The 25,703-nt window shown below is 73.9% G+C and carries 12 protein-coding genes and 1 riboswitch; of the genes, 8 read left to right on the top strand and 4 right to left on the bottom strand.

Annotated features, from left to right (window positions below; genetic code table 11):
* From K304_RS0119030 to meaB, 7 genes are all read left to right on the top strand, one after another.
* A partial coding sequence (locus tag K304_RS0119030) for a phosphopantetheine-binding protein (protein ID WP_027765045.1) occupies positions 1–345 on the top strand: 345 nt, incomplete at its 5' end.
* Positions 346–354: 9 nt separating this feature from the next.
* The gene (locus K304_RS29945) at positions 355–10,677 is read left to right on the top strand and encodes a non-ribosomal peptide synthetase (RefSeq protein WP_078529373.1); all 10,323 of its coding nucleotides are present in this window, start codon (positions 355–357) and stop codon (positions 10,675–10,677) included.
* A gap of 83 nt (positions 10,678–10,760) precedes the next feature.
* Positions 10,761–11,174, top strand: a complete 414-nt coding sequence (locus K304_RS0119020; protein WP_078529372.1) for a nuclear transport factor 2 family protein — start codon at positions 10,761–10,763, stop codon at positions 11,172–11,174.
* A gap of 135 nt (positions 11,175–11,309) precedes the next feature.
* A complete protein-coding gene (locus K304_RS29940; RefSeq protein ID WP_037791099.1) occupies positions 11,310–12,392 on the top strand; it encodes a branched-chain amino acid aminotransferase in 1,083 nt (360 codons plus the stop codon).
* Positions 12,393–12,587: 195 nt separating this feature from the next.
* Positions 12,588–14,399, top strand: a complete 1,812-nt coding sequence (locus tag K304_RS0119010; RefSeq protein ID WP_027765043.1) for a methylmalonyl-CoA mutase subunit beta — start codon at positions 12,588–12,590, stop codon at positions 14,397–14,399.
* Positions 14,396–16,570: a methylmalonyl-CoA mutase gene (scpA, locus tag K304_RS0119005; RefSeq protein WP_027765042.1), complete on the top strand. Its 2,175-nt coding sequence runs from the start codon at positions 14,396–14,398 to the stop codon at positions 16,568–16,570. The genes K304_RS0119010 and scpA overlap by 4 nt, the downstream gene beginning before the upstream one ends.
* Before the next feature lie 5 nt (positions 16,571–16,575).
* Entirely contained in the window at positions 16,576–17,589 is a 1,014-nt protein-coding gene (gene meaB / locus K304_RS0119000; protein WP_027765041.1) for a methylmalonyl Co-A mutase-associated GTPase MeaB, read from the top strand.
* Positions 17,590–17,652: 63 nt separating this feature from the next.
* On the opposite strand, the gene K304_RS0118995 is transcribed toward meaB, so the two are convergent.
* The 4 genes from K304_RS0118995 to K304_RS0118980 form a co-directional block, all read right to left on the bottom strand.
* The gene (locus K304_RS0118995; protein WP_051308630.1) at positions 17,653–19,200 is read right to left on the bottom strand and encodes an AbgT family transporter; all 1,548 of its coding nucleotides are present in this window, start codon (positions 19,198–19,200) and stop codon (positions 17,653–17,655) included.
* A 76-nt stretch (positions 19,201–19,276) separates the two neighbouring features.
* Positions 19,277–20,575: an N-carbamyl-l-glutamate amidohydrolase ErtE gene (locus K304_RS29935; RefSeq protein ID WP_051308629.1), complete on the bottom strand. Its 1,299-nt coding sequence runs from the start codon at positions 20,573–20,575 to the stop codon at positions 19,277–19,279.
* A gap of 11 nt (positions 20,576–20,586) precedes the next feature.
* A complete protein-coding gene (locus K304_RS29930) occupies positions 20,587–21,372 on the bottom strand; it encodes an IclR family transcriptional regulator (RefSeq protein WP_051308628.1) in 786 nt (261 codons plus the stop codon).
* Positions 21,372–22,772 carry a dihydroorotase gene (locus K304_RS0118980; protein WP_037791095.1) on the bottom strand — a complete coding sequence of 467 codons (1,401 nt, stop codon included), beginning with the start codon at positions 22,770–22,772 and terminating at the stop codon, positions 21,372–21,374. The genes K304_RS29930 and K304_RS0118980 overlap by 1 nt, the downstream gene beginning before the upstream one ends.
* Before the next feature lie 247 nt (positions 22,773–23,019).
* Positions 23,020–23,203: riboswitch (cobalamin riboswitch) on the top strand.
* Between the two features lie 176 nt (positions 23,204–23,379).
* Here K304_RS0118980 and metE point away from each other — a divergent pair.
* On the top strand, positions 23,380–25,698 hold the full coding sequence (gene metE, locus K304_RS0118975; protein WP_027765038.1) for a 5-methyltetrahydropteroyltriglutamate--homocysteine S-methyltransferase: 2,319 nt from the start codon (positions 23,380–23,382) through the stop codon (positions 25,696–25,698).
* The last annotated feature ends 5 nt before the right edge of the window (positions 25,699–25,703 follow it).

The raw sequence follows: 25,703 nt of genomic DNA, 5'->3' as shown, positions 1-25,703 counted from the left end.
CTGCCGCTGACGCCCAACGGCAAACTCGACCGCGCCGCCCTCCCCACACCCCAGCAGCCCGCCACCACCACCGGCCGGCCACCCCGCACCCCCCGCGAAGAGATCCTCTGCACCCTCTTCGCCGACGTCCTCGGCCTCGACACCGTCGGCGCCGACGACAACTTCTTCCACCTCGGCGGACACAGCCTGCTGGGAGTCCGGCTCATCAGCCGCATCCGTTCGGCCTGCCGGGCCGAGCTGTCCATCACGTCCCTGTTCGAAGCCCCCACTCCGGCCGCGCTCGCGCTGCGCACGGAGAACGCGGCGAAGGCCCGGCCGGCGCTGCGCCGGCGGGCCCGGTCCTGAGGAGCGTCCATGATCCCGTTGTCGTACGCGCAGCAGCGGCTGTGGTTCTTCAGCCGCTCCGACGACAGTCCCGCCTACAACGTGCCGTTCGCCCTGCGGCTCACGGGGCCGCTGGACCGCGCGGCTCTGGCTGCGGCGCTGCACGATGTGCTCACCCGCCACGAGGCGCTGCGGACCGTCTTCCCCGCCCCCGACGGCGTACCCCGCCAGCACATCCTCGACCCGGGCGACCTCCCCTCCGGGCTCCCGACGGTCCGCACGGAGGCCGGTGAGGCCGGTGAGCTGCGGCAGGCCCTCTCCGAGGCGGCGCAGGAGGTGTTCGACCTCGCGACGGAGGTGCCCTTCCGCGCCCGGCTGTTCGAGGTACGGCCCGGGGAGGAGCACGTGCTGCTGCTGGTGATGCACCACATCGTCAGCGACGGCGGGTCCCTGCAGCCGCTGCTCCGGGACCTGGGCGCCGCCTACACCGCGCGCACCCGCGGCCACGCACCCGACTGGGACGAACTCCCCGTCCAGTACGCCGACTACGCGCTGTGGCAGCAGGAGATGCTGGGGGACGCGGAGGACCCGCAGAGCGTGCTCGCGGCCCAGCTCGACCACTGGAGCAGGACTCTCGCCGGCCTCCCGGAGGAGGTGACGCTCCCGGGCGACCGCCGTCGGCGGGGGGTGCCCAGCCACCGTGGCGACACCGTGCCGCTGCGCCTCGGTGCAGACGTGCACGCCCGTGTGGTGGAGCTCGCCCGGGAGACCGGCACCACCGTCTTCATGGTCCTCCACGCCGCCCTCGCCGCACTTCTCACCCGCCTCGGCGCCGGCGCCGACATCCCCCTCGGCACCCCCGTCTCGGGGCGCGACGACGAGGCGCTGGAAGACCTGGTGGGCTTCTTCGTCAACACCGTGGTCCTGCGCACCGACACCTCCGGCGACCCCACCTTCCGCACCCTCCTCGACCGCGTACGCGACACCGACCTGGCCGCCTACGCCCACCAGGACGTCCCCTTCGACCGTCTCGTCGAGGACCTCAACCCGGCCCGCGCCGCCGGACGCAACCCGCTCTTCCAGGTGATGCTGGTGCTCACGTCCGGCGACGGCGACGGCGACGGCGAGAGGATCTCCGCCTTCCCCGGGCTCGACGCGGCGGTGGAGCCGATCGGCACCGGCACGGCGAAGTTCGACCTGACCTTCGGCGTGGCGGAGCGGCACGCGGCGGACGGTTCCCCGGCGGGCCTGGACTGGGGGATCGGCTACGCCACCGACCTCTTCGACGCGGCCACCGTGACCGTGCTCGCCCAGCGGCTCCGTCACGTGCTGGAGAGCATGTCGGCCGATCCGGACCGCCGGCTGTCGGAGGTGGACCCGACCACCACGGAGGAGTCGGCGTCCCTGGAGGAATGGGGCGGTGCGAACGCTCCGGTGGTGCGGCCGGGGACGGTGTGCGGGCGGTTCGCCGAACAGGTGGCCCGGACTCCGGACGCGGTGGCCCTGGTCGATGGCGGCAGGCGGCTGCGGTTCGCGGAACTCCAGGACGAGGCCCACCGGTTCGGCCATGTGCTGCGTGCGCGGGACGTCGGCGACGGCGACATCGTCGCGCTGCACCTCCCGCGCTCCGCGGACCTGGTGACGTGTCTGCTGGGCACCCTGGCGTCCGGCGCCGCCTACACCCTGCTCGACCCGGACTTCCCCGACGCACGGCTGGCCGAAGTGGTGGCGGCGACCCGGCCCGCCCTGGTCGTGACGGCGGACGAGGAGCCGTCCTGGCTGGGCGGTTCCACCGCGGACGTGCTGTGCCTCCCCGACCTGTGGGCGGAGGGCGCGACGCTTCCGGCGGCGCCGCCGCGCGCCGGCCTCTCCCCCGACGCTCCGGCGTGCGTCATGTTCACCTCGGGGTCGACCGGCACGCCCAAGGGCGTGGTGGCCCCGCACCGGGCGCTCACCGGCACTCTGTGCGACCAGGACTACGCCCCGTTCGGGCCCGGCGAGGTGTGGCTGCAGTGCGCCCCGGTCTCCTGGGACGCCTTCGCCACCGAACTCCTCGGCCCGCTGATGGGCGGCGCCACGTGTGTCCTGCAGCCGGGCCAGCGCCCGGACCCGCTGCTGATCGCGCAGCTCGCCGAGGAGCACGGCGCGACCGTGCTCAAGGCCTCCGCCGGCCTGTTCAACCTGCTGGTCGACGAGCACCCGGAGATCCTTCCCCGGCTGCGCGCCGCCTTCACCGGCGGCGAGGCCGCCTCGGTGGCCCATGTGGCGCGGCTGCTCGAGGACTTCGGCCATATACGGGTGGGCAACGGCTACGGCCCCGCCGAGAGCATGGGGTTCTCCACCGTCCACACCGCGACCGAACGGGACGTCGCCTCCGGCAGCGTTCCGGTCGGCCGTCCCGTGCGGGGCAAGCGGGCACAGGTGCTGGACGGTTCGCTCCGCCGTGTGCCCCCAGGCGTCCCCGGCGAACTCCACCTCTCCGGGACCGGACTCGCGCTCGGCTACCTCGGCAGTCCGGCGGCCACCGCGGAGCGGTTCGTCGCCGACCCGTACGGCCCTCCCGGCAGCCGGATGTACCGGACCGGGGACCTGGTGCGCTGGCGCCGGGACGGCGTGCTCGAATACCTCGGCCGGACCGACGACCAGGTCAAGATCCGCGGCTTCCGCGTCGAGCCCGCGGAGGTCCAGGCGGCGCTGACCACGCATCCCGGTGTCCGGCAGGCCGTGGTGCGCGTGCGCGAGGACCGTCCGGGCGACCCGCGCCTGGTCGCCTACGTCGTGCCGCACGGCGGGGACCTTCCGCCGGACCTCGCCGGGCACGCGGCCGAACGGCTGCCCGCCCACCTCGTCCCGGCCGCGTACGTCGCACTCGGGAAGCTGCCGCTCACCGCTAACGGCAAGCTGGACCACCGTGCGCTCCCGGCTCCCGACTGTGCGGCGGCCCGCACCGGGCGGGCGCCGCGGACGGCGAGCGAGGAGATCTTCTGCGGCCTCTTCGCGGAGGCCCTGGGTCTGGATGCGGTCGGGGCGGAGGACGACTTCTTCGCCCTCGGCGGGCACTCGCTGCTCGCGATGCGGCTGCTGAGCCGGGCCCGGGCCGCGCTGGGCGTCGAGCTGACCGTCGGCGACCTGTTCCGGATGCCGACTCCCGCAGCGCTTGCCGCGGGTGCCCGGACCGCCGGGCCCGCCCGGCCGCCGCTGCACGCGAGGGAGCGGGGCGGCGCACTGCCGCTGTCGTACGCGCAGCAGCGGCTGTGGTTCCTCACCGACTCCGAGGACGGCGGCACCACGTACAACTCGCCGTACGCCCTGCGGCTGCGGGGACGCCTGGACGCCGACGGTCTGGCCGCGGCTCTCGCCGACCTGACCGCCCGTCACGAGGTGCTGCGCACCGTCTTCCCGCAGACGGACGGGGTGCCGCGCCAGGAGGTCCTGCCGCCCGGCGCGTGCCCGCTCCCCGTGGAGGAGTGCTCCCGCGAGGGCCTGGCGGCCAGGCTTCACGAAGCCGCCGGCCGGGTGTTCGACCTGGCGTCCGAGCCCCCCTTCACGGCCCGGCTGTTCCGCACGGCACCGGACGACCACGTCCTGCTGCTGGTGCTGCACCACATCGCCAGCGACGGCTGGTCGCGCGAGGTGCTGCTCCGCGACCTGGGCACCGCCTACACCGCCCGCAGCAACGGCCGGTCACCGGACTGGGACGCACTCCCCGTCCAGTACGCCGACTACACCCTCTGGCAGCGCGAACTCCTCGGCGACCCCCACGACCCCGGCAGCCTCCTCGCCACCCAGCTCGACCACTGGCGCCACACCCTCGCCGGCCTCCCCGAGCAGATCGACCTGCCGGCCGCCGGAGGCGGGGCGGAGCCGCGGGACCGGCGGGGCGCCGTGGTGAACGCCGAGATGTCCCCCGCCACCCACTCCCGTGTGGTGGAACTCGCGCGGGAGACCGGCACCACCGTCTTCATGGTCCTCCACGCCGCACTCGCCGCCACCCTCACCCGCCTCGGCGCCGGCACCGACATCCCCCTCGGCACCCCCGTCGCCGGACGCACCGACCAAGCCCTCGACCACCTCATCGGCTTCTTCGTCAACACCCTCGTCCTCCGCACCGACACCAGCGGCAACCCCACCTTCCGCACCCTCCTGCACCGCGTACGCAACACCGACCTCACCGCCTACGCCCACCAGGACCTCCCCTTCGACCGTGTCGTCGAGGACCTCAACCCGGCCCGCGCCGCCGGACGCAACCCGCTCTTCCAGACCATGCTCGTCCTGCAGAACGAGCAGGCGACCGACGCTCCGGGGGCGCAGTTGGGAGAGCTGACGGCCTCCTGGGAGCCGGTGGGCACCGGCGAGGTCAAGTTCGACCTCACCTTCGCCTTCACCGACCGCCGTGCCGCGGACGGCGCGCCCGCCGGCCTCGCCCTCGGGCTGGAGTACGCCGGCGGCCTGTTCGACCGCGCGGACGCCGCCGCCCTGGCCGCCCGGACGGCCCGGCTGCTGGCGGCCGCGACCGCGGACCCGGACCAGCCCCTCGGCGGGATCGACGTCATGGACACGGAGGAACGCCACCGGACTCTGCACGCGTGGAACGCCACCGACGCCCCGCGGGAGGAGAACCGCACGGTTCCGCAGCGGATCGCGGAACGCGCCGCGCACACGCCCACGGCCGTCGCCGTGTCCGACGGCACGACGACCGTCGGCTACGCGGAGCTGAACAGCCGCGCCGACCGCCTGGCGCATCTGCTCCTCGGTCTCGGCGTCGGAAGGGGCGGCGTCGTCGGGGTGTGCCTGGAGCGTTCCGCTGACATGGTCGTGACCCAGCTGGCCATCCTGAAGGCGGGGGCCGCCTACGTGCCGCTGGACCCGCGACACCCCGCCGACCGGCTGGCGTTCGTCCTGACCGACACGGCCGCCTCGCTGGTGGTGTCGTGCCGCGACCTCGCGCAGACGTTCGCGGGGACCCTTCCGGAGACGGCGAGCGGTTCCTCCGGGTCCCGCCTCCTGCTCCTCGACGAGGAGGAGGCGCGTCTGCGGGCGCAGCCCCACACCCCCGTGGCGACCGAGGTCGGCGGCCACGACGCGGCCTACGTGATCTACACCTCCGGTTCGACCGGCCGCCCGAAGGGCGTGGTGGTGGAGCACCGGGCTCTCGCCGACCTCGTCGCATGGCACAACGACCGCTACGCCGTCAGCCCGGAGGACCGGACGGGGCAGACGGCGGCGCCGGGGTTCGACGCGGCTGTCTGGGAGGTGTGGCCCTACCTGTGCGCCGGCGCCTCCGTGCACCTTCCCGCCGAGGACGTGCTGGACGATCCCGCGGCTCTCGCGGCCTGGACCGCCGACACCGCGCTGACGCTGTGTTTCCTCTCGACTCCCCGCCTGGAGACCGTGCTGGACGATCCGTCGCTGGCGTCCGGCCGGCTGCGGGCCGTGCTCACCGGCGGGGACGCCCTGCGACGGCGGCCCGCGCCGGGACTCCCGTTCCGGGTCGTGAACCACTACGGGCCGACGGAGTGCACGGTCGTCGCCACCGCAGGCGACGTCGCCGCGCGGGAAACGGCGGACTCCCCCGACATCGGACGTCCCGTGGACAACACCCGCGCCTACGTCCTGGACGAGCGGCTCGGCGCCGTCCCGCCCGGGGTGGTCGGCGAGCTGTACCTGGCCGGCACCGGCCTGGCACGCGGCTACCTCGGCCGGCCGGGCCTGACCGCCGGGCGTTTCGTCGCCTGCCCGTTCGGCGCCCCGGGTGCACGCATGTACCGCACCGGCGATCTGGTGCGGTGGGACCGTGACGGCACGCTGCACTTCGCGGGCCGCGCCGACCACCAGGTCAAGATCCGCGGTGTCCGGATCGAACTCGGGGAGATCGAGGCCGCGCTCGCCTCCCGCCCCGAGGTCTCACAGGCGGCGGTCGTCGTGCGCGAGGACCGGCCCGGGGACCGGAGGCTGGTCGGCTACGTGGTCGCGCCGGAAGCCTCCACCCGGACGCTGCGCGACCACCTGCGGGACACGCTGCCCGCCGCGATGGTCCCGGCGGACCTGGTGCCGCTCGACGCGTTCCCGCTGACGGCCAACGGCAAGCTGGACCGTGCGGCCCTCCCCCGCCCGCTCCGCAGCACCGGAACGCGGCGGGCACCGCGGACGCCGCGCGAGCAGATCCTGTGCGACCTGTTCGCCGAACTGCTCGACGTTCCCGACGGGGTGGACCCGGACGACGACTTCTTCGCGCTGGGCGGCCACTCGCTGCTGGCCGGCCGGCTGATCGCCCGGGCCGGGGCCACGCTGGGTGCCGGCCTGACGGTCCGTGACCTGTTCCGTGCGCCGACTCCGGCGTCCCTGGCGGGCCTGGCCCTGGGCGCCGCCCCGGCGCGGCCGCCGTTGCGGACCGGCACACGCCCGGCCCGGCTGCCGCTGTCCCCGGCGCAGCGCCGCCTGTGGTTCCTCAACCGGCTGGACGGCGGGACGGGGGCCTACGCGGTGCCGGCGGCCTTCCGGCTGCGGGGCGCCCTGGACCGGCATGCGCTCGAACAGGCGCTGGGCGACGTGGTGTCCCGGCACGAGGCGCTGCGCACCGTCTTCCCCGAGGAGGCGGGGGAACCGCATCAGGTCGTGGTGGCGGCGGATGCCGCCCGCCCGTCCCTGGGCACGTCCGGGGTGGCGGGGAGCGGCTGGAGGGAGGTGGTCGACGCACTCGTCGCACGCCCCTTCGACGTCACGTGTGACCTGCCGTTCCGGGCCGCGCTGGTGGAACGGGCCCCCGAGGACCACGTGCTGGTGATGGTGATGCACCACATCGTCAGCGACGGCTGGTCGTTCGGGCCGCTGCTCCGCGACCTGTCCGGTGCGTACGCCGCGCGGGCGGCCGGACGGGAGCCGCAGGGGCGTCCGCTGCCGGTGCAGTACGCGGACTACGCCCTGTGGCAGCGGGAGGTGCTGGGCTCCGAGGACGACCCCGGGAGCGTGTGCGCCGGGCAGCTCGACCACTGGCGGAGCGCGCTCGCGGGTCTGCCGGACGAGCTGGCGCTGCCCACGGACCGGCCGCGTCCGGCCGTGGCGGACCACGGCGCGGGACTGGTGTCGGCCGACTGGGACGCCGCGCTGCACCGCTCCGTGGCAGAGCTCGCCCGCGCCCACGGGGTGACCCTGTTCATGGTCGCCCACGCGGCGCTCGCCGCGCTGCTGACGCGGCTCGGGGCGGGCACCGACGTGCCCGTGGGCACGCCGGTGGCGGGCCGCACCGACCCGGCGCTGGACGACCTGGTCGGGTTCTTCGTCAACACCCTGGTGCTGCGCGCCGACACGGACGGGAACCCACGCTTCCGGGAGCTGCTGGAGCGGGTGCGGGAGACCGACCTCACCGCCTTCAGCCACCAGGACCTGCCCTTCGAGCGGCTGGTGGAGGAGCTCAACCCCGCGCGGTCGCTCGCCCGGCATCCGCTGGTGCAGGTGCTGCTGGTGCTGCAGAACACGGGATCCGCGCCGCTGGACCTGCCGGGCGTGCGGGTGGAGGACGTGCCGGTCTCCGGCAACGGCACGTCCTTCGACCTCACGGTCGGCCTGCGCGAACGCCACGGCGCCGACGGCGCGCCGGCCGGCATCGAGGCGGGCGTCGGCTACCGGACCGATCTCTTCGACCACGCCACCGCGGCGGGCATCGCGGAGCGGCTGCGGCGACTGCTGGCCGCCTTCACCGCCGACCCGGACCTGCGGCTGCACGACGTGGACCTGCTGGGCGAGGACGAGGTCCGCGCCCTGCAGGACGGGAACGCCACGGCGCACGAGGTCGCCGGGACCACGCTCCCGGCCCTGTTCGCCGCGCAGGTGCGGCGCACTCCGGACGCCGTCGCGGTCGTCTTCGAGGACGAGACGCTGACCTACCGGGAGCTGGACGCCCGCGCGGACGATCTCGCCCGCCGGCTGCGCCGCCGCGGCGCCGGGCCGGAGGGGTGCGTCGCGGTCGCCCTGCCGCGGTCCCCGGACCTCGTCGTGGCGCTGTACGCCGTGCACAAGGCCGGCGCCGCCTACCTGCCCGTCGACCCGGACTACCCCCGCGACCGGGTGGCGGCCATGCTGGCGGACGCGGACCCCGTCGTGCACCTGACGCCGGGGACGCTGCGGGAGCTGCGGGACGAGGCGCCGTCGTCGTCCGCCCTGCCGGTCGTGACGCCGCGTCACCCGGCGTACGTCATCTACACCTCGGGGTCCACCGGGCGGCCCAAGGGGGTGACCGTCCCGCACGAGGCCATCGTCAACCGGTTGTGCTGGATGCAGCACGCCTACGGGCTGACGACCGGTGAGGCGGTGCTGCAGAAGACGCCGTCCAGCTTCGACGTGTCGGTGTGGGAGTTCTTCTGGCCGCTGACCGTCGGGGCGACCCTGGTGGTGGCCCGGCCGGGCGGCCACCGGGAGCCGGAGTACCTCGCCCGGCTGGTGCGGAGCCGTGGGATCACCACGCTGCACTTCGTGCCGTCGATGCTGGAGGCGTTCCTCGCCGAGCCGGAGGCGGCGCACTGCCCGTCGCTGCGGCGGGTCGTGTGCAGCGGGGAGGCGCTGCCGACCGCGCTCGCGGAGCGCTGTGCCCGCGTGCTGGGGCCTTCGGTGGAGATCCACAACCTGTACGGGCCCACCGAGGCGGCGGTCGACGTCACCGCGCACCGCTTCACGGGCGCCGACACCGAGCGCGGCACTCCCACCGTCCCCCTCGGCACTCCGGTGTGGAACACCCGCGTGCACGTGCTCGACCGGTGGCTGCGGCCGGTGCCGCCCGGGGTCCCCGGTGAGCTGTACCTGGCCGGGACGCAGCTCGCCCGCGGCTACCTCGGGCAGCCGGCGCTCACCGCCGGACGGTTCGTGGCCGACCCGCACGGTCCGGCCGGGGAACGGATGTACCGCACCGGCGACCTGGTGCGCCGCCACCGGGACGGGGTGCTGGAGTTCCTCGGGCGCACCGACGACCAGGTGAAGCTCCGCGGCTTCCGCATCGAGCCCGGCGAGGTGGCCCAGGCGCTCACCGGCCACCCCGGCGTCCACCGCGCCGCCGTCGTGCTGCGGGAGGACCGGCCCGGCGACCTGCGGCTCGTCGCCTACGTCGTGGGCGGCGAGGACGCGGCGGAGGTGCGCCGGTACGCCGCCGCCACGCTGCCGGCCCACATGGTGCCCGCGGCGGTGGTCCCGGTCCCCGAGATCCCCGTCTCGCCGAGCGGGAAGCTGGACCGTGCGGCGCTCCCCGCACCGCGCTGGGTCACCGACGGGGCGAAGACGCCGCCGCGGGACGCCCGGGAACGGCGGTTGTGCGCGCTGTACTCCGGCCTGCTGGGCACCGAGGTGAGCGGCGTCGACGACGACTTCTTCGCCCTGGGCGGCCACTCGCTGCTCGCGGCCCGGCTGCTGCACGCGGTGCGGGAGGAGTTCGGCGTCGACCCGGGCCTGGGGACGCTCTTCGAGGCCCCGACTGTCGCGCAACTGGCCGCCCGGATCGGCAGGTTGCTGGACGACGGCGGAAAACCCGCGAACGGGACGCGCGCGGCGGAAGGGCTGGACGTGCTGCTTCCGCTGCGCGGCGGGACGGCGCCGGAGCAGGCACCGCTGTTCTGCGTGCACCCCGCTGCGGGCATCGGCTGGGTCTACTCGACCCTGCTCCGCCACCTCGACGGCAGCCGGCCGGTGTACGCCCTGCAGGCCAGGGGGCTGACGGGCGAGACGGGCCCGGCGGCCCGGCTGGCGGAGATGGTGGAGGACTACGCCGCCCGCATCCGCGAGGTGCAGCCGCACGGGCCGTACCACCTGCTCGGCTGGTCCTTCGGAGGACTGGTGGCCCACGCGCTGGCCACCCGGCTGCAGGGCGAGGGCGAACCCGTCGACCTGCTGGCGGTGCTGGACGGCTATCCCGGAACGGGGACGCCGCTCTCCGCAGCGCCCGCGGCCGGCTCCGCGGAGTCCCTGACCGCTCTGCTCGCCTCGCTCGGGCACCGGCCGCCCGACCACGGCCGGACCACGCTGCGGGACGTGGCCGAGCGGCTCGCCGGCGTGGGCCCGCTGGCCGGGCTGGGCCCGTCCGGCGTGGAACGGCTGAGCGAGGTGTTCGCCAACAACCGGCGGCTGCTCGGCGAGTTCGCCCCGGAACGGTTCGACGGCCCGATGGACGTGTTCGTCGCCACGGCCGACAAGACCGCGGACAGCCCCGCGCCGCAGCTCTGGCTGCCGCACGTCGGCGGGCGCCTCGGCGTCCACCGGGTGCCGTGCCGGCACGGCGAACTGGCTCTCCCCGGCCCGGCGGCCCGCATCGGGGAGGTTCTCGCCTCCCGGCTGCGGCAGGTACCGGCAGGTGCCGTCGGCCGCCCCGGCTGACCGGGCCCGAGCCCGTACGGCCCGCCCCCCCGCTCTTCCCCACCCACGACCCACCGGAACACCACACCGAGAAGGAGCCCGACATGACCGTCGTTCACCCCGCACAGCCCGCCGAGGCCCGCGCCGCCGGCGCCGAGAGCGCCGGGACCTCCGAGAGCACCGTGCGCCGCTACTACGACCTGGTCGACAGCGGCGACGTCGCCGGCCTCGTCTCGCTGTTCACACCGGACGCCACCTACCACCGGCCCGGCTACCGGCCGATGGTGGGCCACGAGGCGATGACCAGCTTCTACTCCGGGGAGCGCGTCATCAAGGAGGGCCGCCACACCCTGGACACGGTCGTGGAGCACGGTGACCGGATCGCCGTGCACGGCGAGTTCAACGGCGTGCTCCGGGACGAGAGCACGGTGAGCCTGCGCTTCGCCGACTTCTTCCAGGTCGCGGGGGACGGCCGGTTCAGCCGCCGCGACACCTTCTTCTTCGCCCCCCTGGTCTGAGCGGGGGCCTCCCGCCCCTGCGGGCCTCCCCGCACGGCGCCACGCGTCCCGCACCACCCGCACCACCCGCACCCTCACACCCATCCGCACCGTCACATGCCGACACGAACCGTCACGAACGGAAAGGACCTCCGCATGACCCTCACCGCCCCTGAAGGATCCGTCGCTCCGCCCGTCGCACAGCAGCCCGCCCGCCGCCCGGGCCACGGCGACGCGTTCACCGCGCACATGGTCGCCACCGACTGGACCGCGTCCCGGGGCTGGGCCACCCCCGAGCTGCAGCCTCTGGAGAACCTCAGCCTGCACCCCGGAACGCTCGGCCTGCACTACGCGCAGGTGGTCTTCGAAGGGCTCAAGGCGCACCGCCGGGTGGACGGCGGCATGTCCGTCTTCCGCCCCTGGGACCACGCCCGCCGGTTCCGGCGTTCGGCACGCCGGCTGGCGATGCCGGAACTGCCGGAGGAGCTGTTCGTCTCGTCGATCGAGCAGCTGGTCTCGACGGACGAGGGGATGCTGTCCGACGACCCGTCGCACAGCATCTACCTGCGGCCGCTGATGTTCGGCGCCGACGCCAACCTGATGCTGCGGCCCTCGGAGCAGTACCGGTACCTGCTCATGGCGTTCGTCGCCGGCGGCTTCTTCGGCCAGGACGTCGAGACCGTCTCGGTCTGGGTCAGTCACGAGCACAGCCGCGCCATCCCCGGCGGCACCGGGAACGTCAAGTGCGCCGGCAACTACGCCGGCTCGTTCGTGGCCCAGCGCGCCGCCCAGGAGGCCGGCTGCCAGCAGGTGGTGTGGCTGGACCCGGTGGAGCGCCGCTGGGTGGAGGAGATGGGCGGCATGAACATGTTCTTCGTCCGGGGCAGCGGACCCGGCGCGGAGATCGTCACGCCGCAGCTGAGCGGTTCGCTGCTGCCCGGCGTCACCCGCGACACGCTGCTGGCGCTCGCCGAGCGGGCCGGCTACACGGCCAGGGAGGAGCGCATCAGCCTGGATCAGTGGCGTGACGAGTGCGCCCGCGGCGTCATCACGGAGGTCTTCGCCTCGGGTACGGCGGCCGTGGTGACGCCGGTCGGCGAGGTGCGCGACGAGGGCGGCGACTGGGTCATCGGCGACGGCAGGCCGGGGCCGGTCACCCTGCAGCTGCGGCAGCAGCTGGTCGACCTCCACCACGGCACCCTGGCGGACCCCGACGGCTGGCTCCACCGCATCTCCTGACGCCACCGGGAGCCCGGGTGCCCGGGTGCCCGGTGCGGGGCACGTCACCCGTCACCGGCACCCGGGGGAGACCCGGTGGAACCGGCGCACCTCTCACATCCCGGACCTCCCCGGGTCACACGGACCGGGCTGAGAGAAGAAGGTCACAGCTTGGTCCTCTGCAGTTCCCTAGTCGATCTGTCTTAGCATCCGACCATGACGGCCCCGCCTGACGACCGGCTCGAGCTGGCTTCCGAGTTCCCCGACGTGACCCATGAGCAGTGGCAGCGCCTAGTGGCGGGCGTACTGCGGAAGACGGGCAGGGACGTCGAGGGGGCCGAGGCCGAGAAAGCGCTGTCCACCGCGGTGGAGGACGGCATCGCCACCCTGCCGCTGTACACCGCCGCCGACCCCGCTCCCGAGCCGGGACTGCCGGGGTTCGCTCCGTTCGTCCGCGGCGGCCGGGCCGAGGGAAACACCGTCGGCGGCTGGGGCGTACGGCAGCGGCACGCGGGAGCCGACAACGCCGCGGTGCTCGCGGACCTGGAGAACGGCGTCACCTCGCTCTGGCTCTCGGTGGGCGAGGACGGCATCCCGGTCGACGCACTCCCCCGGGTCCTCGACGGCGTCTACCTCGACCTTGCACCCGTCGTCCTGGACGCGGGAGCCGCGTTCGAGCCCGCCGCGCGGGAGCTGCTGCGCCTCTGCACCGAGCGGGGCGTGGCCGCGGACGACGTCCGGGGCAACCTCGGGGGCGACCCGCTGGGCCACCAGGCCCGCACCGGGCAGGAGACCGGCTTCGCGGCGGTGACCGCCCTCGCCCGGCGGTGCGCCGAGCAGTACCCGCACCTGCGGGCCCTGACGGTCGACGCGACGCCGTACCACGAGGCCGGCGGGTCGGCCGCGCAGGAACTGGGGTGCGCGCTCGCCACCGGGGTGGCCTCCCTGCGGGAGCTGACCGCTGCCGGACTCGGCGCGGCCGAGTCCTGCGCGCAGCTGGAGTTCCGCTTCGCGGCGACCGCCGACCAGTTCCTGACCATCGCCAAGCTGCGGGCCGCACGCCGCCTGTGGGCGAGGGTGGCGGAGGTCTGCGGGGTGCCGGAGGCGGGCGCGCAGGTGCAGCACGCGGTGACCTCGCCGGTGATGATGACGCGCCGGGACCCGTGGGTGAACATGCTGCGGACGACGGTCGCGGCGCTGGCCGCCGGAGCGGGCGGCGCCGACTCCGTGACCGTGCTGCCCTTCGACCACGCGCTGGGTCTGCCGGACGCGTTCGCGCGCCGCATCGCCCGCAACACCTCGACGATCCTCATCGAGGAGTCGCACCTCGCCCGGGTGACCGACCCGGCCGGCGGCTCCTGGTACGTGGAACACCTCACCGACGAACTCGCCAACAGGGGCTGGGAGTTCTTCCGGACGATCGAGCGGGCGGGCGGGCAGGCCGCCGCCCTGCGGTCGGGCCGGCTGGCGGAGGAGCTGTCCGGAGCCTGGGAGGCCCGGAGCGGCCGGCTCGCCCGGCGGCGCGAGCCCGTCACCGGTGTCAGCGAGTTCCCGCACCTCGACGAGAAGCCCGTCGTACGCGCCCCCGGGCCCGAACGGCCCACCGGTGGTCTGCCGCGCGTCCGCCGCGACGACGCGTACGAGGCCCTGCGGGCCCGTTCCGACGCCCACCTGGCAGCCACCGGCCGCCGGCCGCGCGTCTTCCTGGCGACGATCGGCCCGGCCGCGGCCCACACGGCGCGGGCCACCTTCGCCTCCAACCTCTTCCAGGCCGGTGGCATCGAGCCCGTCACGGAGGGGCCGTTCGAGGAGAGCGGCGCCACCGAGGTCTGCCTCTGCTCCAGCGACGAGCTGTACGAGGAGCGTGCGCAGGCCGTGGCCGAGGAGCTGCGGGCCGCCGGGGCCTCGCACGTGTTCCTCGCCGGACGCCCCGGGCCGTACCCGGGCGTCGACACCTACGTGCACGCCGGATGCGACGCCGTCGCCGTGCTCTCCGCCGTCCTCGACCGCAGGGAAGAGTCCCGATGAGCATCCCCGACTTCTCCGAGATCGAGCTGGGCTCGCCGACCGCGCACGGCGGCCCGGACGCGTGGCGTACGGCCGTCAAGCAGGCCACCGGCGCGGACGATCCGCTGTGGGAGACGCCCGAGGGCATCCCGGTCAAGTCCCTGTACACGGCCGATGACCTGGCGGGGCTGGACTTCCTCGGCACCTACCCCGGCGCCGCCCCGTACCTGCGCGGCCCGTACCCGACGATGTACGTCAACCAGCCGTGGACCATCCGCCAGTACGCGGGCTTCTCCACGGCGGAGGAGTCCAACGCCTTCTACCGCCGCAACCTGGCGGCCGGGCAGAAGGGCCTGTCGGTCGCCTTCGACCTGCCCACGCACCGCGGCTACGACAGCGACCACCCGCGCGTCACCGGGGACGTCGGCATGGCGGGCGTGGCGATCGACTCGATCTACGACATGCGTCAGCTCTTCGACGGCATCCCGCTGGACAGGATGACCGTCTCCATGACGATGAACGGCGCCGTGCTGCCGGTGCTGGCGCTGTACATCGTGGCGGCCGAGGAGCAGGGCGTGCCGGCCGAGAAGCTGGCGGGGACCATCCAGAACGACATCCTCAAGGAGTTCATGGTCCGCAACACCTACATCTACCCGCCGAAGCCGTCGATGCGGATCATCTCCGACATCTTCGCCTTCACCTCCCAGCGGATGCCGCGGTACAACTCCATCTCCATCTCCGGCTACCACATCCAGGAGGCCGGGGCGACGGCCGACCTGGAGCTGGCCTACACCCTCGCGGACGGCGTGGAGTACATCCGCACCGGGATGGCGGCGGGGCTGGACGTGGACGCGTTCGCCCCGCGGCTCTCCTTCTTCTGGGCGATCGGCATGAACTTCTTCATGGAGGTCGCGAAGCTGCGCGCCGCCCGCCTGCTGTGGGCGAAGCTGGTCCGGCAGTTCGACCCGAAGAACGCCAAGTCGCTGTCGCTGCGCACCCATTCGCAGACCTCCGGGTGGTCGCTGACCGCGCAGGACGTGTACAACAACGTCACCCGTACCTGCGTCGAGGCGATGGCCGCCACCCAGGGGCACACGCAGTCGCTGCACACCAACGCCCTCGACGAGGCGCTGGCCCTGCCCACCGACTTCTCCGCGCGGATCGCCCGCAACACGCAGCTGCTCATCCAGCAGGAGTCCGGCACGACCCGGGTCATCGACCCGTGGGGCGGCAGCGCCTACGTGGAGAAGCTGACCCACGACCTGGCGCGTCGGGCCTGGCAGCACATCCAGGAGGTCGAGGAGGCCGGCGGGATGGCGCAGGCGATCGACGCCGGCATCCCCAAGCTGCGCATCGAGGAGGCGGCGGCCCGCACCCAGGCCCGGATCGACTCCGGGCGCCAGCCGGTGATCGGGGTCAACAAGTACCGCGTCGACAGCGACGAGCAGATCGACGTCCTCAAGGTCGACAACTCCTCGGTCCGCGCCCAGCAGGTCGAGAAGCTGCGGCGGCTGCGCGCGGAGCGCGACGAGACCGCCTGCCGGGACGCGCTCGACGCGCTGACCCGGGCCGCGGGCGGTGAGGGCAACCTGCTGGAGCTGGCCGTGAACGCGGCCCGTGCGAAGGCCACCGTCGGCGAGATCTCGGACGCCCTGGAGAAGGTGTACGGGCGGCACGCGAGCCAGATCCGTACCATCTCGGGGGTGTACCGCAACGAAGCCGGCGCGTCCCCTTCCGTGGAGCGCACCCGTGGTCTGGTGGCCACGTTCGAGGAGGCGGAGGGCCGCCGTCCGCGCATCCTGGTCGCCAAGATGGGCCAGGACGGCCACGACCGCGGCCAGAAGGTGATCGCCACCGCCTTCGCCGACCTCGGCTTCGACGTGGACGTCGGCCCGCTGTTCCAGACCCCCGCCGAAGTCGCCCGGCAGGCCGTCGAGGCGGACGTGCACGTCGTCGGCGTCTCGTCCCTGGCGGCGGGACACCTCACCCTCGTCCCGGCGCTCAAGGAGCAGCTGGCCGAGGAGGGGCGCGAGGACATCATGATCGTGGTCGGCGGCGTGATCCCGCCGCAGGACGTTCCGACGCTGCTGGAGATGGGCGCGGCCGCGGTGTTCCCGCCGGGCACGGTGATCCCGGACGCGGCGTACGACCTGGTGGAGCAGTTGGCGGCCGGCCTCGGACACGACCGCTGAAGCCCATGGCCATCGACCTCGACACGTACGTCAAGGGCGTCCTCGCGGGGAAGCGGGCCGTCGTCGCGCGCGCCATCACGCTCGTGGAGTCCACGCGCCCGCAGCACCGCGCGCTCGCGCAGGAGCTGCTGACCGAACTCCTGCCGCACAGCGGCCGGGCGCGGCGGATCGGCGTCAGCGGTGTACCGGGCGTGGGCAAGTCGACGTTCATCGACGCGTTCGGCACGATGCTCACCTCGTTCGGACACCGGGTGGCGGTGCTGGCGGTCGACCCCTCGTCCAGCCGCACGGGCGGCTCCATCCTCGGGGACAAGACCCGGATGGAACGGCTCGCCGTCGACCCGGCGGCCTTCGTCCGCCCCTCCCCCACCGCCGGCACGCTCGGCGGGGTGGCCAAGGCGAGCCGCGAGTCGATCGTGGTGATGGAGGCGGCCGGCTACGACGTGGTGCTGGTGGAGACGGTCGGGGTCGGCCAGTCGGAGACCGCGGTCGCGAACATGGTCGACTCGTTCCTGCTGCTCACCCTGGCACGTACCGGCGACCAGCTGCAGGGCATCAAGAAGGGCGTCCTGGAACTCGCCGACGTCATCGCCGTCAACAAGGCGGACGGCCCGCACGAGCGCGACGCCCGCGCCGCCGGGCGCGAACTGGCGGGCGCGCTGCGGCTGATGCACGGCAAGGACGCGTTCTGGACGCCGCCCGTGCTCAGTTGCAGCGCCCGGGAGTCGACCGGCCTGGACACCGTCTGGGAACGCCTGGAGGAGCACCGGTCCCGGCTGGAGGCGTCCGGCCGCCTGGCGGGGAAGCGCCGCGACCAGCAGGTCGACTGGGCCTGGTCGATGGTCCGCGACGAACTCCTCGGCCGCCTCCATGCCGACCCCGAGGTCCGGCGCCTCTCCCCCGCCCTGGAACAGCAGGTCAGGGACGGCGCGCTGACGGCGACCCGGGCGGCCGAGCGCATCCTCGACGCGTTCCGCGCAGGCCCGGCGCAGGGCGCCGCCGACGACCCGCACGGCTGACCCCGGCCGGGGCTCCGGCGCGGCCGGTCCGCCCCGGAGTCCCGGGGCGCCCGGGCCGGCGGGTCAGGACAGGTGGAGCGCCTCGCCCGGACCGATGGGTATGCCGAGGAGCAGCCAGGCCACGAACAGCAGCATCCAGCCGACGTAGAACGCCACGGTGTACGGCAGGACCAGCGCGAAGAGGGTTCCCAGGCCCGCCCGCCTGTCGTACTGCTGGATGAAGCCGAGCATGATCGCGACGTACGGGCTCAGCGGGACGATGCAGTTCGTCGACGAGTCGGCGATGCGGTAGGCGAGCTGCACATAGGCGGGGTTGACGTCCTGCAGCATGAACATCGGTACGAAGATGGGCGCTTCGATGGCCCACAGCCCCGAACCGCTCGCGATGAGAAGGCTCAGCACGAGGGTGATCAGGCTGAAGCCGACGAGCCCGCCCACACCCGAGACGTCCAGACTCTCCATCAGCTCGGCGCCGTTGACGGCGACCCACAGGCCGAGCCGGCTCCACTCGAAGTAGGCGATGGCCTGCGCCGCGGCGAAGATCAGGACGAGGAAGCCGCCGAGGTTCTTCGCGGCCTCCGCCATGTAACGGGGCACGTCGCCGCTGCTGCGCAGCGCGTTGACGGTGACACCGTAGGCCACCGCCCCCACCACGAACAGCAGGAAGAGCAGCGGGACGATGCCGTCCAGGAGCGGCGACTCGACCAGCGAACCGCCCTCGCCCCGCAGGGGCGAAGAGGACGGAACCACGCACGCGACGACGAGGAGCAGGTAGGCGCCGATCGCCAGCAGGGCGTTGCGCAGGCCGCGGCGCTGCTCGGGAGTCACCTGGGACCGTTCCAGGGCTGCGGCGTCGTCGTCCTCCTCGTCCTCGGCCCGGTAGGTGCCCAGACGGGGTTCCACGATCTTCTCGGTGACGAACACGCCGATGAGGGTGAGGACCACGACCGAGGCGACCATGAAGTACCAGTTCGCGACCGGGGACACCTCGGCCCCGGAGTCCACGATGCCGGCGGCCTCGGTGGAGATCCCGGACAGCAGCACGTCGGTGCCGGCGACGAAGAAGTTCGCCGAGAATCCGGCGCCGGCCGCGGTGAACCCGGCGGCGAGCCCCGCCAGCGGATGCCGGCCCACGGCGCGGAAGACGAGCGCCGCCAGCGGCGGGATGACGATGAAGGCCGCGTCGGACGCGAGGTTTCCGCAGATGCCGGTGAGGACGACGGCGGCCGTCACCAGGCGGGGCGGCGCGGCCAGGATCACCCGTTTGACGGCCGACTCGATCAGTCCGACCTGCTGGGCGAGGCCGATGCCGAGCATCATGACCACCACCAGGCCCAGCGGCGGGAACTGCACGAAGTTGTCGAGCGCCGACGTCAGCATGTAGACGAGGCCGTCGCCCGTGAGCAGGCTGCGGACGGGCTCGGTCTCGCCGCTCTCCGGGTTCTCCACGGTGACGTCGAACAGGCTCGTCACACCGGAGGCGACGATGACGAGGAGAGCGAGATAGACGAACAGGATGAACGGGTGGGGGAGTTTGTTGCCGACCCGTTCGATGCCGCCGAGCATCTTGCTGGAGACATCGTTGGCGCGACTTCTCAAGGTGAGCGGCATGGGAACCTTCACTTTCGGATGAGCGGACCCTCGGGGGACGGTGTTTCCGGGAGACACCGGGTCCGCTGAGCGGGGGTCAGAGGACGGTGCCGTCCTCTCCGGGTGCCGCGTCGCGGCGTCGTGCGCGGTCGACTTCGACGAGGCCCTGTGCCAGGGCGCGGGCTCCCGTCGCCACCTGTTCGAGGTCGGTCCACTCTTCGGGGCAGTGGCTGCGGCCGCCGTGGGAGGGGACGAACAGCATGCCCATGGGCGCCAGCCGGGCCATGTGCGCGGCGTCGTGCCCGGCGCCGGAGAACATCGTGCGATGCGGCAGGCCCAGGCGCGTGTTTCCCTGCTCGAGGAGTTCCTGTATCCGGGTGTCGGCGGCGACCGGGTCGGAGGTGGAGAGGCTGTGGACGTCCGCCTGCACGCCGCGTCGCTCCGCGGCGGCCCGTGCCGCCTCGTGAAGCCCCCGGCCGCAGTCGTCCAGCCACTCCCGTTCCCCGGACCGGAACTCGACCCACAGGCGGGCGCGCCCCGGGACGACGTTCGGCGCGCCTGGCTCGATCTCGATCCGCCCGGTGGTGGCGACGCCGGTGCCCTCGTCGGCAGCGAGCCGCTCCACGGCCAGAACGGTCTCCGCCGCCGCGCAGGAGGCGTCGTAGCGGTAGTCCATCGGGGTGGCGCCCGCGTGGTCGGGCCGTCCGGTGAACTCGACCCGGTAGCGGTCGATGCCCGCGATGGCGCTCACCACGGCCACCGGCAGCCCTTCGTGTTCCAGCACCGGCCCCTGTTCGATGTGCAGTTCGAGGAAGGCGGCGACGTCGTCACCGGACCACCGGGCTTCCGGCAGGTCGTCGGGCGAACCGCCCACCCGGGCGAGGGCGTCGCGCAGCGTCTCCCCCGCACCGTCGTCCAGGTCCAGGTGCTCCCGCGTCACCTCGCCGACCAGGGCACGGCTTCCCACGCAGCTGAGACCGAACTGGTTCGGCTCCTCGTTGAAGAAGTCGACGACCCGCAGCTCGTGTTCCAGCGCGATGCCCGCGTCGGCGAGGGTCCGTACGGCTTCGAGGGCCCCGAGCACACCGATGATGCCGTCGAAACGTCCGCCGCCCTCGACGGTGTCGGTGTGCGAGCCGGTGACGAGTGCGGGAGCGTCGGTGCGCGCTCCGGGGAGGGTGCCGATGAGGTTGTCGACCGCGTCCCGGCGTACCGTCAGGCCCGCCGCACTCATGCGGGAGGCCATCCAGTCGCGGGAGGCCGCGTAGTACGGGGAGAACGCGCCGCGCGTCCATCCCGGCCGTTCGGGGTCGTGGAACTCCGCGAGGCGATCGAAGTCGGCGCGCAGCCGCTCCACCGAGCAGGCGGGGACTGCGGGGACCGGTCCGTGGGACATGAAGGGGCCTTTCAGGTGGTGCTGTACGGAGGTGCGGGGAGCGTCCGGGCCGATTCCTCGATCCGGGACGCGAGGGCGCGGGCGGCGGCGGTGAGGGCCCGGACCTCGGTGTGCGCGCGGTTCCCGTCGAAGCGGTGCTCCGGCCCGGCGATGCTGAGGGCGCAGGCCAGCCGCCCCTGCGGAAGGACGGGTACGCCGATGGCCACGGCGTGCGGGTCGACCTCGCCACGGCTGACGACGTAGCCCTGCTCGCGGATCCGGGCCAGCTGCGTGCGCAGCGTGGCCTTGGCCGGCGTACCGGGGGTGAACCGTTCCAGGCGCCCGCCGAGGACCCGGTCGATCACGTCCTGCGGCGCGAAGGCGAGCAGGGCCTTCGCGGAGGCTCCGGCGTGGAGTGGCCGCAGCGTCCCGGGCGCGAAGGACAGGCGCATGGAGTGCGGGGAGTCGAGGCTCTCCACGACCAGTGCCGAGAGGCCGGCGGGCACCGTGAGCAGCACGGTCTCGGAGGTCTCGGTCACCAGGTCGCGCAGGAAGGGAAGGGCCAGGGAGCGGAGGGTCTGGCCGGTGCCCGGACCGTCCTGGAGACGGGACAGCCGCGGGCCGACACGGTACGTTCCGTGCCCGTCGGCCTCCAGGAATCCGTCGTCGACGAGCCTGCGGACGAACCGGTAGACGGAGCTGGTGGAGAGCCCGGTGCGCGCTGCCACCTCGTCGGCGCGTTGCGGCCCGCCGTCGACGACGGCGGCGAGGACGTTCAGCCCTCTCGCGAACGAGGAGGAACGCGGTTCGCCGGGCATCAGCCGTCCTCTTCCGGTGGTGCGGGGAAGGGCGCCGGGGCGAGGAAGCGTCCACGTCCCGCCGCGGAGCGCACGGACTCGCCGTCCCAGATCACCTCGCCGCGGGAGACGGTGCACCGCACCCTGCCGCGGATCCGCATGCCGTCGAAGGGACTCCAGCCGGCGTTCGACCGCAGCCGGGAGCCGTCCACCGTCCACTCCGCGTCCGGGTCGAGGATCACCAGGTCGCCGTCCAGCCCGGGCCGCAGGTCGCCCTTGCGGTCCGCGAGGCCGAAGGCGTGTGCCGCCCGCGTGGAGAGGCTGCGCACCAGCTCACGGGGCGTCATCCGGCGCTCGTGCAGGGCCGCGCCGGCCACCAGCGGCAGCAGAGTCTCCACTCCCGGCCCGCCGGAGGCGTTGTCGAGGACGTGGTCGCGCTGCTTGAGGGCGAGCGGCCACGGGGCGTGGTCCGAGGCCACCATGTCGAGGGCGCCGCTGCGGAGCCGGTGCCAGAGCCCGTCGGCCTCCGCCGGGGTGCGCAGCGGCGGGTTGTACTTCAGCCGGGCGCCGCCGCGGACCATGTCCTGCTCGGTCAGGGTCAGATAGTGCGGGCAGACCTCGGTGGTGACCGAGGTGCCCGTGCGTCGGTGCCACTGCACCAGGTCGACGGCGTGCGGCGTGCTGACGTGGCAGAAGTGCAGGTGCACGCCGGAGGCCCGGGCGAACTCGAGCACGGCCGCCACGGCGGCCGTCTCGGCGACCGGCGGCCGGGAGACCCCGTGCAGCAGCGGCCCCGAGGCGCCGGACGCCCGCAGCCGCGCCAGGTTCCGCTGCACGATCTCGTCGTTCTCGGCGTGGACGCAGACCCGGAGTCCGGTCCGGGCGATCTCGGCGAACGCGTCGAGCATCTCCCCGTCCGGAGTCCGGGGGAAGCGCCGGGGGTCGGTCTGGAAGGTGGACAGCTTGAAGCAGGCCGCGCCCTCGGCCGCGAGCTTCGGGATCTCGGCGATGCCCTGCCCGCCGGGCTCGACGGTCGCGTACATCCCGACGTCGAGGTGCGCCTCGCGCAGCACCGCCGCCCGCTTGGCGCGGAAGGCGTCCACCGACCAGACCGGCCCGGCCTCGTCGAACGGCATCTCCAGCAGCGTCGTGACGCCGCCCGCGGCCGCGGAGCGGGTCGCGGCCTCGATGCCCTCCCCCGCATGGCTGAGGCAGTGCACGTGCGGGTCGACTACGCCCGGCAGAACGTACGCCCCGCCCGCGTCGACGCGCTCGGCGGCGGGCGCGTCGCTCGGCGTCTCGCGCACGGCCAGGACGCGTCCGTCGCGCACCCGGACCTCGCCGCGGGGGTACTCCCGCTGGGAGGTCACCACGTGGCCGGTCACGGAGAGGTCCGCGTCGAGGTCTTCCGGGTCGAACATGCGCCAGACCCTGCAACAGGTGTCACGACCCGACAACCGTCTTCCCACCCTTTGGGAATCCGCAGGTCGTCGCGTAGTCGAGGGGTCACGAGGGGTCCCGGGCCCGGCGCGGACGGCGGCGGGGGCGTGCCGTCGTGCGCTCGGCAGTCACGGGTCCTGCCCGCCGGCGCGTGTCCCACGTCACCCTCCACATCGTGGACGTGATCGGCGGTCCCCGCGGCGGGCGCGTAGGCTCGGCAGGAGCAGCTGGTTCGCCCCCGTCCGCCAGGCGGGACGCGTCGCAAGAGGGAACCCGGTGGGAATCCGGGACTGCCCCGCAGCGGTGAGCGGGAACGACCGCCGTCACACGCACTGGGCCCGGCAACGGACCTGGGAAGCGACGGCCTGTAGGTGTCCTGACGGGACGCGCCCGCGAGTCCGAAGACCTGCCACTGCCCGTACGCGGCCGAACCGCGCACGGACATCCCGGTGACCTCGAGGGCGGGTCGGCGTACACACCAGGCGGACGACCGCGCCTTGCCGCGCGGGGTCGTCTCCGTCCGGTCCGTCACCTTCGCACCCTCGTCCCCTCCGGGACTCACAGGGACGTCTCGCGAAGGAGAACTCCGTGACATCGAAGTCCGCAGCCGCGGCAGCACGGGCCACCGTGTACGGCTACCCGCGCCAAGGCCCGAACCGCGAACTCAAGAAGGCCGTCGAAGGCTACTGGAAGGGCCGCGTCACCGCGGACGCCCTCCGTGGCACGGCCGCCGAACTGCGCGCCGCAAACTGGCGGCAGCTGGCCGCAGCCGGCATCCAGGAGGTGCCGACGGGAGACTTCTCCCTCTACGACCACGTGCTGGACACCAGCGTCATGGTCGGCGCCGTCCCCGAGCGGCACCGTGAGGCCGTCGCCGCCGACGCCCTCGACGGCTACTTCGCCATGGCGCGCGGCACGCAGGACGTCGCGCCGCTGGAGATGACCAAGTGGTTCGACACCAACTACCACTACCTGGTCCCCGAGCTGGGCCCGGACACCGCCTTCGCCGCGGACTCCCGCAAGCAGGTCGCCGAGCTGAAGGAAGCGCTGGCCCTGGGCCTGAGCGCGCGTCCGGTCCTCGTCGGCCCCGTGACCTACCTGCTGCTGGCCAAGCCGGCCCCCGGCGTCGCCGCGGACTTCGACCCGCTGACCCTCCTCGACCGGCTGCTGCCCGTGTACGCGGAGGTCCTGGCCGACCTGCGGGCGGCCGGTGCGGCGTGGGTGCAGCTCGACGAGCCCGCGCTCGTCCAGGACCGCACCCCGGCCGAGCTGAACGCGGCCGCACGCGCCTACCGTGAGCTCGGCGGCCTCGCGGACCGTCCCCGGCTGCTCGTCGCGAGCTACTTCGACCGTCTCGGCGAGGCCCTGCCGGTGCTCGCGAAGGCGCCCGTGGAGGGCCTGGCCCTGGACTTCACCGGCGCCGGCGCCGGCAACCTCGACGCGCTCGCCGAAGTGGGCGGGCTCCCCGGCAAGCGGCTGGTCGCCGGTGTCGTGGACGGCCGCAACATCTGGGTGAACGACCTGGGGAAGTCGCTGACCACCCTCGGGACCCTGCTCGGCTTCGCGGACCGGGTCGACGTCGCCCCCTCCTGCTCCCTGCTGCACGTGCCCCTGGACACGGCTCCGGAACGGGACATCGACCCGCAGATCCTGCGCTGGCTGGCCTTCGCGCGGCAGAAGACCGCGGAGGTCGTCACGCTCGCCAGGGGCCTGGCCGACGGCACCGACACGATCGCCACGGAACTCGCGGCGAACCGCGCCGACCTGGCCTCCCGCGCCGGCTCGGCGCTCACCCGTGATCCGGCCGTCCGGGACCGCACCGCGGCCGTCACCGAGGCCGACTCCCTCCGCTCGCACGCGTATCCCGACCGGGCGGCGGCCCAGCGCACCCGGCTCGGCCTGCCGCTGCTGCCCGTCACCACCATCGGGTCCTTCCCGCAGACCGGCGCGCTGCGCGCCGCCCGCGCCGACCTGCGCGCCGGGCGCCTCGACACCGCCGGCTACGAGGACCGCGTCCGGGCCGAGATCCAGGAGGTCGTCACCTTCCAGGAGAAGGCGGGCCTGGACGTCCTGGTGCACGGCGAGGCCGAACGCAACGACATGGTGCAGTACTTCGCCGAACAGCTGACCGGCTACCTCGCCACGCAGCACGGCTGGGTGCAGTCCTACGGCACCCGCTACGTCCGGCCGCCGATCCTCGCCGGGGACATCTCCCGCCCCGCGCCGATGACGGTGCGCTGGACGGAGTACGCCCAGTCGCTCACCGGCCGTCCCGTCAAGGGCATGCTCACCGGCCCCGTCACCATGCTCGCCTGGTCGTTCGTCCGCGACGACCAGCCGCGCGCCGACACCGCCCGGCAGGTGGCCCTCGCGCTGCGCGACGAGGTGCGCGACCTGGAGGCCTCCGGCAGCGCCGTCATCCAGGTCGACGAGCCCGCGCTGCGGGAGACCCTGCCGCTGCGCACCGGCGACCGGGAGGCGTACCTGGCGTGGGCCACGGAGGCGTTCCGGCTCACCACGAGCGGCGTGCGGCCGGACACCCAGATCCACACGCACATGTGCTACGCGGAGTTCGGCGACATCGTCCGGGCCATCGACGACCTCGACGCCGACGTCATCAGCCTGGAGGCCGCCCGCTCCCACATGCAGGTCGCCCGTGAACTGGCCTCGCACGGCTACCCGCGCGAGGCGGGGCCGGGGGTCTACGACATCCACTCGCCCCGCGTCCCCTCCGCCGAGGAGGCCGCCGCGCTGCTGCGCAAGGGCCTCGAGGCGATCCCGGCCGAACGGCTGTGGGTCAACCCGGACTGCGGCCTGAAGACCCGCGGCTGGCCGGAGACCCGGGCCTCCCTGGAAAGCCTCGTGTCCGCCGCTCGCACGGTCCGCGGGGAGCTGTCCTCGTCCTGACCCGT

This window comes from Streptomyces sp. CNS606 (assembly GCF_000426325.1).
This window is presented reverse-complemented; position numbering and strand designations above follow the sequence as displayed.